Here is a 17,037-nt window from a genome sequence, read left to right on the forward strand (position 1 = left end):
GACAAATCAAAAAAAAACGAATTGAAGATTCCTGCTTTCGCAGGAATGACATAGGAAACCAACTAGAGATTCCCACCTTTGTGGGAATGATAGAAGAATAGCATATGATCAAAACCATAGACCCAAATACAATACCACAACCCGAACTGTACAGTATTTTATCTACCGCGGTAGCTCCCAGACCGATTTGCTTTGCAAGTACGGTGGACGCGGCCGGCAATGTAAACCTGAGCCCGTTCAGTTTTTTTAATGTGTTCAGTTCCAATCCGCCTGTGATGGTATTTTCGCCTGCGAGGAGCGGTAGGGACAATTCCTTGAAACATACCCACCAAAATGTGGTGGAAGTGCCCGAAGTGGTCATCAACGTGGTAAACCATGCAATGGCAGAGCAAATGTCGCTTTCCAGTACGGCCTACGACAAGGGCGTTAACGAATTTGTGAAAGCTGGTTTTACCGAAGTGCCCAGTGTAAAAGTAAAACCGCCCCGAGTGGGCGAAGCGCCCGTTTCCTTTGAGTGCAGTGTTTTGGAAGTGGTTGAATTGGCGCAAACCCCTGGTGCGGGAAATTTGATCATTGCACAGGTTGATATGATCCATGTAAACGATGACTACTTTACCAATGGTGTGCTGGATACCGAAAAATTGGACTTGGTGGGCCGTATGGGGGGCAATTGGTATATCCGAGCCATTAAAGAGTCCTTGTTCGAGATTCCAAAGCCCATTCGCACCCACGGCATTGGCGTGGATGCTTTGCCCAAGGGCATTAGAGAAAGTGATATACTTACAGGAAACAATTTAGGGCGATTGGGAAATTTGGAGCAATTACCTTCCCCAAAAGACATTGAAACCATTATTGAGGCCGAGGGAATACAAGATAAATCCAAAACCGAACTGCACACCTTGGCCAAACAGCTATTGGAGGAAGGTGATGCTGTAAAGGCAATGGCGTATTTATTGTTTGCGGAGGGATTGTGATAGTTCAACTAAAACATTTAATTTATATCTATATTTGCTAAATATAGACATATTTTATAATTTTGAGTAATCAATAAGTTGTTTGTCATGAATGTCAGTTTTACCAAAAAACAGGAAGAATATATTACCGAACAAGTTGCCACTGGGGAATATCAAAATAATAGCGAAGTTATTCGTGACGCCTTACGTTTACACAAAATTTATAGGGACAAGGTCATTAATGACCTTAGAAATGAAATAGAGAAAGGCTGGAAGGGACCAGACAGCCCAAGAACCATGGAGGAAATCATTGCTTCAAAAAGAAATGGATGATAAGCGACTACGTTCTATCACAAGAAGCGGATGATGATATTGAGGATATTTTTGAATATGGGGAGCACAAATTCGGCACCTCTAAAGCCATTGAATATCTAATTGGCATGAACAATCACTTTGAAGCAATTGCCAAAAATCCCGATATAAGAAAAGAAAGAAAAGAAATCAAGGATGGGCTTTTTAGTTTCCCTTACGTTTCCCATATTATATTCTATCGTAAAATGGACGGTTATGTACGCATAATAAGGGTACTGTACGGTGGTAGGGATTTGATAAAATTCTTATTCTAAAATTCAATCAGAAAAATGAAAAAAGACATAAAGTCCATCTTCAAACCGCATTTAGTGCCGAAAGAGGTCTATAAAGGCGGAAAAAATATTCCCCCGACCGATAAAAAAATATATAAGCTATCCTCCAACGAAAATCCTTTGGGTGCATCGCCCAAGGCTGTTGCTGCGATGAAGGCCGCCATGGACAAAATTGATATTTACCCGGACCAAACGGACATCCGTTTACGCGAGGCTTTGGTCCAAGATTTTGGTGGTCAGTTGAGCGCCGACCAGTTTTTGTGCGGCAATAGCGGTTCGGAAGTTATCGACATTATTCTTCGAGCTTTTATCAACGAAGGTGACGAGGTGATTTTTTCCAATCCCTGCTTCCTGCCCTACTCCGTTTTTTCCAGATGGTATGGCGCCCACCAAGTGGACATTCCCCTTTTGGCCCCCAACTACGAATTGGATGTGGAAGGTATCTTGAACGCTATCACAGAGAAGACCAAGGTAATCTTCTTGACCAGTCCCAACAATCCAACGGGCACCTATATTCCCAAATCGGTGATGGACGATTTCATAACTCGTGTTCCTAAGAATATTGTGGTGGTGTTTGATGAGGTCTACCGCCACTTTGCCGATGCAGAAGATTATGTTACCGCATTGCCTTATGTATTGGAAGGTTACAATGTGGTTGGGCTCAACAGTTTTTCCAAAACCTACGGATTGGCAGGACAGCGCATTGGGTACGGCTATACTACAGCCACCATTGCCAATTATGTACGTTTGATTCATAAGCCTTTTTTACTTCCATTGACTTCCATTGAAGCCGCTATCGGAGCTTTGAACGATACCGAATTTATTGCCGAAACCGTAAAAACCGTTTTGGAAGGCAGAACTTTTATTGCCAAGACTTTTGATGAATTGGACATCAAATATTGGCCAAGCCAAGCGAACTTTTTTATCATTGCCCCGCCATTACCCGAAATGGAGTTCACGGACAAAATGATGGAAGAAGGGATTATGGTTCGTCCCGTTTCACAGTTTGGTGCCCCGGGAAAAGTTCGTATTACCATAGGTAATAAAGAGGCGAATGAAGCATTGGTGAAAGCCTTAAGGAAGATGATGGACATTTAGTTGTCATTCCGCACTTGATGCGGAATCCATTTTGGATATTTTTTTGGATTCCTGCCTTCGCAGGAATGACAACTACAACACAAATCGATACGTAGCCTTCAACAAAAAGATATTTTGTGGTTTTTGACCAAAAATGTTGTCGCCCAAACTGGACAACAGTCCATTGGTCGGGTCGCCATTCCTTGACACATCTTGAGACCATACCAAGAATATTTCCGACCCTGGGATGTACTCCCATCGGATGACCAAGTTGGAACGGAACTGCACAAAGGAAAAGTCTGGATTGTCAAAACTAAAATCGGTTACGCCATCCAAATCTTCATCAATGGTGAAGGTACCATCGTTCAAGGTAGTTTGTTCAGGAGTGTATTGCACAAATCGGTCCTCAAAAGTTTTGGCCACGGGGTCGGTGATATGTTTAAAATTGGAATACCGCCCTCTGGAAATAAAAGGTTGTCCCCAATATTGAATGGTCAAGTTGGGGTTGATGGTGTAGTTCAAACGTACGGACATACTCAGGGTTCGCTGATTGATTTCCCCGTTCAGGTAGCGGGGCGAACCATTGATATCATCAAAATTATCAATGAACTGGAGTTTGTCCCGATTTATATCCAAGGATGGGAATACGGAAATCCGTAACGCATTTATGGGCTGGTACACAAACCCTCCTTCCATATAATAGTTTTTTATGGAGTTGTCCAGCGCCTTTCTACCATTATGAAAAAATGAGAATCGCAATTTCCTCCTGTAATCCGTATTGATACTGTTCCAAAAGCTCACCCAGGGCGATTGTCGCAATCTTGGGCCACCTCGCAAGGCAAAATTGGAATACTCGATAGGGGCAAAATTGAACCCGATATTGGTGTTCCAATTGTCCTTCCAGTTTTGCCAGCTATTGGTATTGAACTGCAAATAATTATGATTTCCCATAAAATCCCAAGCCGTCCAATGGTTATAATTAATGCCCACTCGCCTAAAGGTACTGTCCGGCTTTAAGGTTTGATAGCCTATCCAAGTATAATGCCGTACATCGTCAGCCTGACGCTGAAACCCGATATCGTTGAGCTCCAATTCGGGCGATCGCCAAGTAGCTCCGGACTCGAAGCGCCAATGTCCATTTCCTATCTTTCCAATTTGCACGTTGCCCCCAGTTCCTGTCAATGATGTTCTAGTGGTATCCACAGCGACGTGGTCTGCCCCCACCCTATCGAACAAATGTGTAATGGATTCTTGGGTATTTGTAATGGCTTCTTCGCTGCCCCGAACATGGCTCATGGTAAGGTTGCCGCCAATATACCAATCCCGGTTGGCCCATTGGTGTTTAATATCAAATCCACCTGTGTAGGCTGCACTATGCAAAAAATTGAGTTGTTCTGGTAAGTTTTCTCGGTTCGTGGCCGTAAAAATGCCCCCGATATACGAATTTCGTTCATTAAAGTCCTTTTGCAACCTCCCTACAAAGTAATTGGTCAGGGGCTCCACCATTTCCTTTCGGGTATTTCCATCACTATTAATAATAGTGGCCGTTCGTTGCGCGGTCACACTTTCGAGTACACCTATGGCCCAACCATCTTTGGTTTTGCCGCTAAATTTGGCCGCACCGATTATAGGAGTGTTATCGGGCTGGTCCACAAACTCATCATCCGATGTATCGGGGTACCCTTGTGGGCTTCTACCAATTCTTCGGGAATAGAATATATTATCGGAACCGAATGTATTCCCCGCTTCGGATTGCGATACACTAAAGTCAAAAATATTTTTGTTCTCCACAAAAAATGGACGTCGCTCTTGGAAAAATATCTGAAAACCATCCAAAGCAATGGCCGATGGGTCGGCATCTACCTGTCCAAAATCTGGATTCACCGTTAAATCTAAGGTAAGATCGTTGGTAATGCCAATCTTGGCATCCAAACCTGCCGTAATATTGCTTTCGCTACCATCCCGAAACGGATTTCCCTCTTCTGCTTCGTAGGTTTCAGTCTTGGCCACTGTGTACGGCTGAATCTCCAATTGTTTTTGGGGTTCAATATTTTTTAGACCGTGCAGTTCCCCAAACTCACTTACCCAACCGGGCTGGTCCACGGGTTTACGTTGCCACACGGAGCGTTCTTCATTTCTAAAAAAGCGTCTTGTGGACTGAAAACCCCAAACTTGTTCTTCTGCACTACCAAATTTCAATTGACTTAAGGGGATACGAAGTTCCGCGGTCCACCCCTTATCATCTACATGGGCCTTAGCATACCAAATAGGGTTCCAGCTCGAATCCCAATTATTGCCATTGTTGGATATAAACTCATCACCTTTTACTCCTGCTGCTGTAATGGTAAAAGAAAATGCAGTACGTTTATCAAAATAGCTATCTATATTGAATTCTATCCAGTCACCATCAAAACCATCCCTACGGGACAATCTCCGTACAATTTTATCGGGTTCGGAATCATAACAGCGTACACCTATATATAGGTTTTTGCTATCGTACAATATTTTGAATTTGGTTTGATGGGCAGGCGGGGTGTTTTCATCGGGCTGCCATTCAATATAATCTCCGCCCCATTCTACAAGATTCCATGCCTCATCTTCCAAAATACCATTTATGGTAGGAGTGGCATATTGCCCCAAAGCTTTAGTGGTATACTTTTTTTTGATGATGACCTCCGTGGAATCTTGCGCTTGGAGATTGTAAAAAAAGAAAAGACTTAAGAAAACTGGTACTACGTTTCTCACTTGGTCGTTTTTTGATTTAATAGATGTATTAAAGACCTGTGAAAATGGCATGAGTTACAGTCGACGTTTTTTTTAATCTTTTTTTAACATTTTCAACAAGCTATATTGCAGGACCTTTATAAAGCATCCAATTGGATTTTAAAAAAGTGGAAAAATATTCCCGATCAACCGTTTGTAATTCAATCTAATAATTGTACATTTGCAGCCCGTTATTCGGGATAGGTTATTAAATCAATAATATTCGAGAAGTGGATACATTAAGTTATAAAACTATTTCCGCCAATAAATCTACTGTTGACAAACAATGGTTATTGGTTGATGCTGAAGGACAGACCTTAGGAAGATTGGCGTCTAAAGTAGCCAAAATACTTAGAGGGAAATATAAAACCAACTTTACCCCTCATGTTGATTGTGGAGACAATGTTATTGTCATCAATGCCGAAAAAATCGACATGTCAGGCAACAAGTGGGATGAAAAGGAATACCAAAGATATACTGGGTATCCAGGTGGACAACGTTCCGCTTCTGCTAGAGAAGTGTTGGAAAAACATCCCGAGCGCATTATCGAAGGTTCTGTAAAAGGAATGCTTCCAAAAAACAAACTTGGAGCTGACTTGTTCAGAAACCTAAAGGTATATGCCGGTGCTGAGCACGGGCAAGAAGCGCAAAAACCAAAAGCTATAAACTTAAACGACTACAAATAATGGAAGTGGTTCATAAGATAGGTAGAAGAAAAACCGCTGTGGCAAGAGTATATGTTTCCGAAGGATCTGGAAACATCACAGTAAACAAAAGAGATCTTAACGATTACTTTACCACTGGTACATTGCAGTACAAAGTGAGACAGCCTTTCACTTTAACTGAAACCGATGGCAATTACGATGTGAAAGTAAATGTCTTCGGTGGTGGAATCACAGGTCAGGCAGAGGCTGTTCGTTTGGCTTTGTCCAGGGCAATGTGCGAAATAGACGCAGAAAATAGAGGGATTCTTAAGCCGGAAGGTTTATTGACAAGGGATCCGAGAATGGTGGAAAGAAAGAAATTCGGTCAGAAGAAAGCCCGTAAGAAATTCCAATTCTCCAAACGTTAATATACTTTGGGTGCCCTGGCATTCAATTATAGATAAGTTCATTGAAAACCCTGAAATTATGTACTATACTTTCAGGGTTAAATTTTTAACCAAGTTGTCGTTGTTCCAAAAGGGATTAACAATTCAACTTTTTGGAAACTAGTTTAGCATCTAAATGGATTGGGCGAACAAAATTTTGTGACCACCAATGCATTGCTACTACAACGGAACGTAAACTAAGTACAAAAAATGGCAAGTAAAATTGAAGTAAAAGACTTACTGGAAGCAGGTGTGCATTTTGGACACCTAACAAGAAAGTGGAATCCGAACATGGCTCCCTACATCTACATGGAGCGTAACGGAATCCACGTAATCAATCTCTACAAAACAGTTGCAAAACTTGAGGAAGCCAACGAAGCCCTTAAAAAAATTGCATCCTCAGGAAGAAAAATCCTATTTGTAGCCACAAAAAAACAAGCAAAGGACATTGTAGCGGACAAAGTATCCAAAGTGAACATGCCGTACATCACTGAAAGATGGCCAGGTGGTATGTTGACCAACTTTGTAACCATTCGTAAAGCTGTTAAAAAAATGGCAGCTATCGACCGCATGAAAAAAGATGGCACATTCAATACCCTTTCCAAAAAAGAAAGATTGCAGGTTGACCGTTTGCGTGCCAAGTTGGACAAGAACTTAGGTTCCATTGCCGACATGACCCGTTTGCCAGGCGCACTTTTCATTGTTGATACCATGCGTGAGCACATCGCAGTTAAAGAGGCCCAAAAATTGAACATTCCAATTTTTGCCATGGTAGATACCAACTCAGACCCTCGCGATGTTGATTACGCCATCCCATCCAATGATGATGCAGGTAAATCCATCGAAGCGATCATGGAATCCGTAACCCAAGCAGTGGCCGAAGGTTTGGAAGAGCGCAAGAGCGAGAAAAACAGCGGAAAGGACAAAGAAGAAGATTCCAAGAAAGAGGAGAAAAAAGCTGAGGCCGCTCCAAAGAAGGAAGAAAAAGCCACTGAGGAAAAACCAGCCAAAAAAGCTGAGGCCGAAGCTCCCAAAAAAGAAGCAAAAGAAGAGGCAAAACCGGACGACCTTACCAAAATTGAAGGTATTGGACCAAAAGCTGCCGAAGCTCTTGTAGCCAGCGGAGTAAAAACTTACGCCGACCTAGCCGATGCCGATGCCGAAAAAGTTAAGGAAATCTTGACCGAGGCCAGCTCAACTTTAGCCCACTTGGATCCAACATCTTGGCCAAAACAAGCTAAAATGGCTGCCGATGGAAAATGGGACGAACTTAAAGAATGGCAAGACAACGTAAAAGGTGGCGTTGAATAAACCTGCTGATTTAACATTGTCCTAAACAAAAACACTTTTACAGTGTTTTACTTTACGTAAAATTTAAAAAAGAAAAGAAAATGGCAAAGATTACCGCCGCAGAAGTAAATAAATTAAGAAAGGCCACTGGAGCTGGAATGATGGATTGTAAAAAAGCTTTGGTCGAAGCCGAAGGTGATTTCGACCAAGCAATTGAGATCCTTAGAAAAAAAGGTCAAAAAGTTGCAGCAAAAAGAGCTGACAGGGAATCTTCAGAAGGTGCAGCCATCGCAAAAGTAAACAGCGATAGCACACAAGGTGTCGTTATCTCCTTGAACTGCGAAACCGACTTTGTTGCCAAGAACGATAGCTTTGTAAAACTTGCTAACGATTTAGCCGACCTGGCACTTGGTTTCGATAGCAAAGACGATTTCCTAGCTGCCTCTTTTGATGGAATGACCGTTGCCGATAAATTGACAGAGCAAACCGGTGTTATCGGTGAAAAAATCGAGATTGGAAGTTTTGAAAGATTGAACGCCCCTTTCGTAGGTTCTTACATCCACGCAGGTAACAAAATCGCTACTTTGGTAGGTTTGTCCGCCAATGTTGATGGCGCTGCAGAAGCTGCAAAAGACGTAGCCATGCAAGCTGCCGCAATGAATCCTGTTGCCTTGAACGAAGAAGGAGTTGATCAATCCATCATCGACAAAGAAATCGAGATTGCGAAAGATCAATTGCGCGAAGAAGGCAAACCAGAGGAAATGTTGGACAAAATTGCCCAAGGCAAATTACAGCGTTTCTTTAAAGACAACACTTTGGTGAACCAAGCTTTCATTAAAGATAGCAAACAAAGTGTTGCCCAATACGTTAAGTCGGTGGATTCCAGCTTGGAAGTTACCAGTTTTTCAAGAGTGGCATTGGGCTAATTCACCACAGCAATAAATTCAAAAAACCGCTTCCCGACAGAAGCGGTTTTTTTATGTCCATATCAAACCCTTAATTCTTCATTTCCCATAAATAATTTTGATTATTTTTGTCCGGACTTCAAGAAACTCTCAATGCATTACAAAAGAATTTTATTAAAATTAAGTGGAGAAGCCTTAATGGGCGAACAACAATATGGCATTGATGCCAACCGGTTGGATGAATATGCCGAAGAAATAAAATCTGTAATCGATAAAGGTGTTGAAGTAGCCATCGTAATCGGTGGAGGAAACATTTTTAGGGGCCTCGCAGGGGCCAGCCAAGGTATGGATCGGGTACAAGGAGACCACATGGGCATGTTGGCCACGGTAATCAATGGTTTGGCATTGCAAAGCGCCCTAGAGATAAAAGGAGTGCAGACAAGGCTACAATCGGCCATAAAAATAAATGAGGTTGCCGAGCCCTTTATCCGAAGAAGGGCCATCCGGCATTTGGAAAAAGGAAGAGTCGTCATCTTTGGCGGTGGAACGGGAAACCCTTATTTCACAACGGATTCTGCAGCAGTATTGAGAGCCATCGAAATAAAAGCAGATGTAATTTTAAAAGGAACCCGTGTTGACGGCATTTATACATCTGACCCGGAAAAAGATAAAAACGCCACTAAATTCGATTCCATTTCCTTTAACGAAGTGCTTTCCAAAGGACTTAAAGTGATGGATACGACGGCGTTCACATTAAGTCAGGAAAATGAGCTGCCCATTGTGGTGTTCGACATGAACACACGAGGTAACTTAATGAAAATAGTATCTGGAGAAAATATCGGAACCGTGGTCAATGTTTAAATTGGCATATACTTTGGTTTTAGTTTTATAAATTTGAAAGTTATGGACGAAGAAGTAAAATTTATTCTTGATAGTACAAAAGAAAGTATGGAGGCAAGTATTGAGCACTTGCAAAAAGCATTGACCAAGATTAGGGCGGGTAAAGCCAGCCCCATGATGCTTTCTACTGTAATGGTGGATTACTACGGCTCTCAAACCCCGCTTTCCCAAGTATCCAACATCAATACCCCCGATGCAAGAACGCTCTCCGTTCAACCTTGGGAAAAAAACCTGCTGGGGGAGATTGAAACCGCCATCATGAACGCCAATTTGGGCTTCAATCCCATGAACAATGGAGAAATGGTAATCATTAACGTACCCCCATTAACAGAGGAAAGGAGAGTACAGTTGACAAAACAGGCCAAGGCCGAAGCCGAAGACGCCAAAGTAAGTATCCGTAGTGCCAGACAAGAAGCCAACAAGGAATTAAAAGCATTGGACATTTCCGAAGACCTTTTAAAAAACGCCGAAGTTGATGTGCAAGAACTAACCAACAAGTACAGTGATAGAGTTGATGCCATCTTGACCACAAAAGAGGCTGAAATAATGAAGGTGTAAAATTTGGATTTTGACCAGCCCCTTTCCTAGGAACACAACATATCATTTTCTACCTTTGCGCCCAACAAAACCCAGATGGTAGCAAAGCTCACTAAAGGATTTTGGCCAAAGGTCGCAAGAATTATACTCCGCAATAGAATCTTGATTCTTTTGGCGGTTGTCGGCTTTACCGTTTTCTTGGCCATGCAATGGAAAAACATGCAATTTTCCAACACCGAGGCCAATATATTGCCCGATGACCATCCAGCTAGTATCCAGTACAATGCATTTACCAAAATATTTGGCGAAGAAGGCAACGCCATAGTTTTGGCCATTAGGGATTCCTCACTGTTTACCCCAAAAAACTTTAACCGATGGAACACCTTGAGCAAACAACTCGATGCTTTTCCCGAGGTTGAATATGTTATTTCGTTGGAGAACTTAAAGGAGCTAATCAAGGACAACGATACCCAAACGTTCTCCATGGAGCCTTTAATAGCCGACCCTCCCAAGACCAAACAGGAAATAGATTCCCTTACCAACCATTTGTTCACAGAACTTCCTTTCTACGATAATTTGGTATACAACGCTAAAAGCGGCACCATCCAAACCGTTGTTTATCTGGACAAGGATATTATGAACACGGCGGTAAGAAACGAGTTTATACTCAATGACCTTGCTGAGCTTGTAGAAGATTTTGAGCAAGAGACCGGAATGGATGTCCGTATTTCGGGAATGCCCTACATCCGTACTTGGAACACAAAATCCATTGTTGATGAAATCGGGCTTTTTATCGTAGGTGCCCTACTTGTTACCTCCATCATCTTTTTCTTTTTCTTTAGAAGTTTCAGGGCTACTTTCATCTCCATGTGCGTAGTAATCATTGGAGTAATGTGGGCCTTTGGAATACTTGGGCTTTTACAATACGAAATTACGATTCTTACCGCATTGATTCCGCCATTGATCATTGTAATCGGTATTCCCAATTGTATTTTCTTGATCAACAAATATCAGCAAGAAGTAAAAAAACACGGAAATCAAGCACTTTCCTTACAAAGGGTAATCTCCAAGATTGGCAACGCCACCTTAATGACGAACATCACCACCGCATCAGGCTTCGCTACCTTTATTATTTTGGACAGTGACCTGCTCAAGGAATTTGGTATCGTCGCCTCCATCAACATCATTGGGATTTTTATTCTTTCCCTGTTGATAATACCCATTATTTACAGCTTTATGCCGCTTCCAAAAACCAAGCACCTAAAGCACCTGAACAAAAAATGGATGGACATTTTTGTGAACTGGATGGAAAACATGGTAAGAAACCACAGGATTGGCGTTTACATTACCACAGTTGCAGTTTTGGTATTGAGCATTATCGGGATTTACCAGATGCGAATCACTGGAAGTAGGATTGAAGACCTCCCCAAGAAAAGCCACTTTTACAAGGACATCCAATTTTTTGAGGCTGAGTTTGACGGTATCATGCCCATGGAAATTGTGGTGGACACCAAACGCAAAAATGGGGTGGTAAAGCCTGCTACGCTTAAACGAATGGACCAATTGGGCGCTGTAATCGATGAAATTCCAGAACTATCGCGACCTATTTCCATAGTTGATTTGGTAAAATACTCTAAACAGGCTTTTTACAACGGAATTCCAAAATACTATCAACTGCCCACCAGTCAAGAGAACACATTCATTATGAACGCTGTTCAAAAGTCATCAACTGATGGAACCAATGAACTGCTCCAAAGCTTTGTGGACAGTACGGGACAAACAGCCCGTTTAACGACTTACATGCGCGATGTAAAAATCGACCGTATGGAGGAAATTGAAAAAGACCTGCAAGAAGCTATCACAAAGCAATTTCCTTCGGAACGATACGATGTTTTTATGACCGGAAAAGCCCTCTTGTTCCTAAAAGGAACAAAGTACTTGGTCAAAAACCTGTTGTTGTCCCTTGCATTGGCCATTGGACTCATTTCGCTGTTTATGGCCTACCTCTTCCGGTCCTTTAGAATGGTCATCATATCCTTGGTACCCAACTTACTGCCTTTAGTTATTACTGCAGGTGTAATGGGATACTTGGGTGTTCCCATAAAACCATCCACCATTTTGGTATTTAGTATTGCCTTTGGCATATCGGTGGATGATACCATTCACTTTTTGGCCAAATACCGGCAGGAACTCACTGCACACCGTTGGCACATCAAAAAATCGGTGTACGCCGCCTTGCGCGAGACCGGAGTGAGCATGTTCTACACATCCATAGTCTTGTTCTTTGGGTTCTCGGTATTCATCATCTCCAGTTTTGGGGGCACCAAAGCATTGGGGGGATTGGTTTCGGCCACCTTGTTGTTCGCCATGCTGTCCAACTTGATCTTGTTGCCATCACTTCTCCTCTCCTTGGAAAGAAGCATTGCCAACAAGCAGGTGCTCAAGAAACCTCAAATCGACATTTTGCCGAAGGACGAGGACAACCCAAAGGACAAATAGTGTTTGAAACGGCCATAAATTAGGCTATTCCATTGCCATCGTTTTTTATCAAAAACCTATCTTTACCAACTAAATCACTATAGTTTTAGAATGATGTCTTATTCCATAAAAGAATTGCTGGAAAAGCAACCCGTAGGAGATTCCGTAGAAGTAAATGGATGGGTAAAAACATTTAGGAGCAACCGATTTATCGCATTGAACGATGGTTCCACCATACATAACCTGCAATGTGTCGTGGACTTTGAAAATTTGGACGAAGCATTGCTGAAGCAAATTTCAACAGGTGCTGCCCTGAAAATCTCAGGAACTTTGGAAGAAAGCCAAGGTCGAGGGCAAATCGTAGAAATCCAAGCTACGGATATATTCGTGCACGGTACCGCAGACCCGGAGACCTACCCTATTCAACCCAAAAAACACTCGTTGGAGTTTTTAAGGGAAAAAGCGCATCTTAGGGTACGGACCAATACTTTTTCCGCGGTAATGCGGGTAAGATCGGTACTTTCTTTTGCCGTTCACAGCTACTTTCAGCAAAATGGTTTTTACTACATGCACGCACCCATCATCACAGGCTCCGACGCCGAGGGTGCCGGGGAAATGTTCCGTGTATCCACTTTGGATGCCAAGAACCCGCCTTTAGATAGCAATGGTGAAGTGGATTACTCCGAGGACTTTTTTGGAAAAGAGACCAACCTGACCGTTTCAGGTCAGTTGGAAGCCGAGACCTACGCCATGGGCTTGGGCAAGGTGTACACTTTTGGGCCTACTTTTAGAGCTGAAAATTCCAATACATCACGTCATTTGGCCGAGTTCTGGATGATCGAGCCCGAGATGGCCTTTTATGATTTGGATGCCAACATGGATTTGGCAGAAGATTTTATCAAATACATTATCCAATACGTGCTGGACCATTGCCAAGATGATTTGGAGTTTTTGGAAAAACGTTTGTTGGATGAAGAAAAGTCCAAACCTCAGAACGAGCGTTCTGAAATGGCTTTGATCGAAAAATTGAAATTCATTGTAGAAAACAATTTCAAAAGGGTTTCCTATACCGAGGCAATTGATATTTTAAAGAACAGTAAGCCGAACAAAAAGAAAAAGTTCCAGTTCCCTATTGACGAATGGGGGGCCGACTTGCAAAGCGAGCACGAGCGCTTCTTGGTGGAAAAGCATTTCAAATGTCCCGTAATCCTGTTTGATTACCCCGCAAACATCAAGGCATTTTATATGCGCTTGAACGAGGATGGCAAAACCGTACGTGCCATGGATGTACTTTTCCCGGGTATCGGAGAAATTGTTGGAGGTTCCCAAAGGGAAGAACGTTTGGATGTACTGGAACAAAAAATAAAGGAACTGGATATTGATGCCAAAGAGCTTTGGTGGTATCTGGATTTGAGAAAATTTGGCACTGCGGTGCACAGTGGTTTTGGACTTGGCTTTGAGCGCATGGTGCAATTCGCCACCGGAATGGGCAATATCAGGGACGTAATCCCCTACCCTAGAACCCCACAAAATGCCGAGTTTTAATTTGAATTTATTATTTTAAAGAAAGTTACGATTGTAAATCATCAATCAATATGCTGAAACAACATCTACAGTTTAAGCTTTCACAAAAACTGTCTCCACAGCAGATTCAGCTCATGAAACTTATTCAATTGCCAACGCAGGCTTTTGAACAAAGGTTAAAACAAGAGCTGGAAGAAAATCCTGCTTTGGAAAGTGGCAAGGAGGAAACCGATGCCCTGGATGATGTTTACGAGGATACCTACGATGATTCGGCGGACAATGAAAACATTGACACCGAGGAAATCAATATTGATGATTACCTGAGTGATGATGAAATTCCCGATTACCGCACCCAAGCGAATAATTATAGTGCGGACGATGAGGATAAAAGGGTTCCGTATGCCGCTGGAACATCATTCAACCAATACTTGATCAATCAGTTGAACACGACTTACTTGGATGATCAGGAGTGGGCCATTGCCGAGTTTTTGGTGGGCAGTGTGGACGAAAGCGGCTACATACGAAGACCGCTTCCAGATATTATGGACGACCTTGCCTTTACCCAGAACATTTATGTGGACGAGGATAAAATCGAGGAAATTCTAAAGGTTGTCCAAGATTTAGACCCTCCCGGGGTCGCCGCCCGATCTTTGGATGAATGTTTGATCATCCAACTAAAGCGCAAGGAAAAAAAACCTTCCGTTGAGCTGGCCATTAACATTTTGGAACGATCGTTCGATCACTTTACCAAAAAGCATTACTCCAAACTTATACAAAAACACCATGTTACCGAAGAACAGCTCAAGGAGGCTATTTCGGAAATAGAAAGACTCAATCCAAAACCGGGTGGTTCCTATTCTGGCAATACCCGTATGATCGAGCATATTGTCCCCGATTTCTCCATAAAAATAGTGGATGGTGAACTGGAACTTACCCTTAACGGTAGAAATGCCCCGGAACTTCATGTTTCCAAAGACTACAGCAATATGCTGGAGGGATACAAAAATGCCAAGGAAAAATCCAAATCCCAGAAGGACACGGTCATGTTCATCAAACAAAAACTGGATGCCGCAAAATGGTTTATAGATGCCATAAGACAACGTCAGCAAACCCTTTTCATCACCATGAACACCATTATGGAATATCAAAAGGAATATTTTATGACGGGGGACGAAAGAAAATTGCGCCCCATGATCTTAAAGGATATTGCCGATAAAATAGATATGGACGTTTCCACCGTGTCGCGGGTAGCGAACAGCAAATATGTGGATACACCTTATGGCACCAAATTGATCAAGGATTTCTTTTCCGAATCCATGAAGAACGAACAAGGGGAAGATGTATCCACAAGGGAAATTAAAAAGATCTTGGAGACCGTTATTCGTGATGAGGAGAAGAAAAAACCTTTGACCGATGCAAAATTGGCAAAAATATTAAAAGAAAGGGGCTATCCCATAGCCCGGCGGACCGTTGCCAAATATCGGGAGCAGCTCGGCATACCTGTAGCTCGATTAAGAAAAGAGATTTGATGCGCCACGTATACAACATTATCTCCTACCTCTTTCACCCGTTGTTTGTACCGATTGGAGGTACCATAGTGTATTTTTTGGTGGCTCCCTATAGCACTCTGCAAACCCAAAGCGGGAATATACTTCCCATTTTTATCCTTACGGTAATCATCCCCATTATCTTTTTCTTGATATTGAGGAACCTCGGGGTTATCAGCTCCATATTTCTGCCTACCCTACAGGAACGCAAATACCCGCTTTATATAAGCTGTATCATCTTTTTAATGATATTGTACAAAGTGATACCCAATAATTACGTACACGAGCTTTTTTACTATTTTACAGGACTTCTGACTGCGACCAGCGCGACCTTAATTCTGTTGTTCTTTAAATTTAAAACAAGTATGCACCTGTTGGGCATGGGAAGCATCTTAACCTTTATGGTGGCGTTGAGCATTCATTTTGAGACCAACATTACCATTGCCATAAGCTTGTTCACCCTTTTTACCGGGCTGGTGGCCACCTCAAGATTGTACCTGAAGGCACACACTAAAAATGAACTGTTGATAGGTTTTATCCTAGGATGTTGTTCCCAATTGATTATTTTGAAATACTGGCTATAGGATGTAAAAAATCAATCCAATACGCAGCACCCTAAAATCAATAGGGTTCCCATTAAGTGCAGTCCCTTCTTTAAGCAATGGATGTAACGCATAGTAAGCGTGAATGTTCCAGGTGTTATAACCAAAGTTCAGCATAAGGCCATATTGGAATTTTTCAACATCATTATTGGAAAATGAGTCATTACCACTATCTGTCACCAATTTTGACCTACCTGAGAACACGTAGCCCAATTTGGCACCAGCGTATATCCGCCAAAACTTATATTCCTCTGCGGTCGATGTACGCCATCTTAATTCCAAGGGAAATTCTATGGAATGGGTTTCGAACTTGCTCCTATTAAAGTTGGAACCCTCCATTACTTGGTAAACAATTGTATTGGATTCTTTCGATGAAACGATGTTCGAATAATACGAGTTCACAGCATATCCCAGCCCTAAACCAACACCGAAATTCCTTCTTTGGTTCAAGGGAATGTCCTTTATAAAGCCTGCTTGTAGATTATAGGATAGATTTTGTTGGCCCACTTCGTCCGGGGTATCCAACAGTACATTATAGCCCACTCCAATATAAAACTGATCCTCTAGATACCGACTATCGGGTACTACGGTGCTATCCATTCCTGTTTGACCCAAAACAGATATCGAGAGCAATAAACAAACAGCGCTAACTATAAATTGAAGTACGGTGCGGATCATGGTGGCAATTTAAAACAAAAAACGCCCCAAATTAAAAATTTGGAGCGTT

At 42.3% G+C, this 17,037-nt stretch carries 16 protein-coding genes; 14 read left to right on the forward strand and 2 right to left on the reverse strand.

Going from position 1 to position 17,037, the window contains the following annotated elements; translation table 11 throughout:
• The first annotated feature begins 104 nt into the window (after nt 1-104).
• The 4 genes from AC13CS_RS12865 (at nt 105) to AC13CS_RS12880 (ending at nt 2,695) form a co-directional block, all read left to right on the forward strand.
• Entirely contained in the window at nt 105-974 is an 870-nt protein-coding gene (locus AC13CS_RS12865; RefSeq protein WP_293167185.1) for a flavin reductase family protein, read from the forward strand.
• Nucleotides 975-1,061: 87 nt separating this feature from the next.
• Nucleotides 1,062-1,286, forward strand: a complete 225-nt coding sequence (locus tag AC13CS_RS12870; protein WP_293167184.1) for a type II toxin-antitoxin system ParD family antitoxin — start codon at nt 1,062-1,064, stop codon at nt 1,284-1,286.
• Nucleotides 1,283-1,579 (forward strand): type II toxin-antitoxin system RelE/ParE family toxin, encoded by a 297-nt coding sequence (locus AC13CS_RS12875; protein WP_293167183.1) that lies wholly within the window; start codon nt 1,283-1,285, stop codon nt 1,577-1,579. Before AC13CS_RS12870 ends, AC13CS_RS12875 begins: the two co-directional genes overlap by 4 nt.
• A gap of 15 nt (nt 1,580-1,594) precedes the next feature.
• Nucleotides 1,595-2,695 carry a pyridoxal phosphate-dependent aminotransferase gene (locus AC13CS_RS12880; protein WP_293167182.1) on the forward strand — a complete coding sequence of 367 codons (1,101 nt, stop codon included), beginning with the start codon at nt 1,595-1,597 and terminating at the stop codon, nt 2,693-2,695.
• Between the two features lie 72 nt (nt 2,696-2,767).
• On the opposite strand, the gene AC13CS_RS12885 is transcribed toward AC13CS_RS12880, so the two are convergent.
• Nucleotides 2,768-5,419 (reverse strand): DUF5916 domain-containing protein, encoded by a 2,652-nt coding sequence (locus tag AC13CS_RS12885; protein WP_293167181.1) that lies wholly within the window; start codon nt 5,417-5,419, stop codon nt 2,768-2,770.
• 248 nt (nt 5,420-5,667) lie between these two features.
• Between AC13CS_RS12885 and rplM the strand changes: the two genes are divergently transcribed.
• The 10 genes from rplM to AC13CS_RS12935 all read left to right on the forward strand — a co-directional run bounded on the left by rplM (nt 5,668) and on the right by AC13CS_RS12935 (nt 16,292).
• On the forward strand, nt 5,668-6,123 hold the full coding sequence (gene rplM, locus AC13CS_RS12890; protein WP_293167180.1) for a 50S ribosomal protein L13: 456 nt from the start codon (nt 5,668-5,670) through the stop codon (nt 6,121-6,123).
• Nucleotides 6,123-6,509 carry a 30S ribosomal protein S9 gene (gene rpsI / locus AC13CS_RS12895; RefSeq protein WP_293167179.1) on the forward strand — a complete coding sequence of 129 codons (387 nt, stop codon included), beginning with the start codon at nt 6,123-6,125 and terminating at the stop codon, nt 6,507-6,509. The genes rplM and rpsI overlap by 1 nt, the downstream gene beginning before the upstream one ends.
• A gap of 228 nt (nt 6,510-6,737) precedes the next feature.
• Nucleotides 6,738-7,838 carry a 30S ribosomal protein S2 gene (gene rpsB / locus AC13CS_RS12900; RefSeq protein ID WP_293167178.1) on the forward strand — a complete coding sequence of 367 codons (1,101 nt, stop codon included), beginning with the start codon at nt 6,738-6,740 and terminating at the stop codon, nt 7,836-7,838.
• 80 nt (nt 7,839-7,918) lie between these two features.
• A complete protein-coding gene (tsf, locus tag AC13CS_RS12905) occupies nt 7,919-8,743 on the forward strand; it encodes a translation elongation factor Ts (protein ID WP_163625397.1) in 825 nt (274 codons plus the stop codon).
• Between the two features lie 132 nt (nt 8,744-8,875).
• Nucleotides 8,876-9,583, forward strand: a complete 708-nt coding sequence (gene pyrH / locus AC13CS_RS12910) for a UMP kinase (protein ID WP_014033137.1) — start codon at nt 8,876-8,878, stop codon at nt 9,581-9,583.
• 42 nt (nt 9,584-9,625) lie between these two features.
• Nucleotides 9,626-10,180: a ribosome recycling factor gene (frr, locus tag AC13CS_RS12915; protein WP_293167177.1), complete on the forward strand. Its 555-nt coding sequence runs from the start codon at nt 9,626-9,628 to the stop codon at nt 10,178-10,180.
• A gap of 75 nt (nt 10,181-10,255) precedes the next feature.
• Nucleotides 10,256-12,658, forward strand: a complete 2,403-nt coding sequence (locus tag AC13CS_RS12920; protein WP_293167176.1) for an MMPL family transporter — start codon at nt 10,256-10,258, stop codon at nt 12,656-12,658.
• Nucleotides 12,659-12,748: 90 nt separating this feature from the next.
• Nucleotides 12,749-14,182: an asparagine--tRNA ligase gene (gene asnS, locus AC13CS_RS12925; RefSeq protein WP_293167175.1), complete on the forward strand. Its 1,434-nt coding sequence runs from the start codon at nt 12,749-12,751 to the stop codon at nt 14,180-14,182.
• A gap of 50 nt (nt 14,183-14,232) precedes the next feature.
• Entirely contained in the window at nt 14,233-15,690 is a 1,458-nt protein-coding gene (rpoN, locus tag AC13CS_RS12930; protein ID WP_293167174.1) for an RNA polymerase factor sigma-54, read from the forward strand.
• Nucleotides 15,690-16,292 (forward strand): hypothetical protein, encoded by a 603-nt coding sequence (locus tag AC13CS_RS12935; protein ID WP_293167173.1) that lies wholly within the window; start codon nt 15,690-15,692, stop codon nt 16,290-16,292. The genes rpoN and AC13CS_RS12935 overlap by 1 nt, the downstream gene beginning before the upstream one ends.
• Here the strand turns inward: AC13CS_RS12935 and AC13CS_RS12940 are convergent.
• Nucleotides 16,287-16,988 carry a porin family protein gene (locus AC13CS_RS12940; protein ID WP_293167172.1) on the reverse strand — a complete coding sequence of 234 codons (702 nt, stop codon included), beginning with the start codon at nt 16,986-16,988 and terminating at the stop codon, nt 16,287-16,289. The two genes, AC13CS_RS12935 and AC13CS_RS12940, sit on opposite strands and share 6 nt — an antisense overlap.
• Nucleotides 16,989-17,037: the final 49 nt, after the last annotated feature.

This window comes from Flagellimonas sp. B-3, from assembly GCF_056857835.1.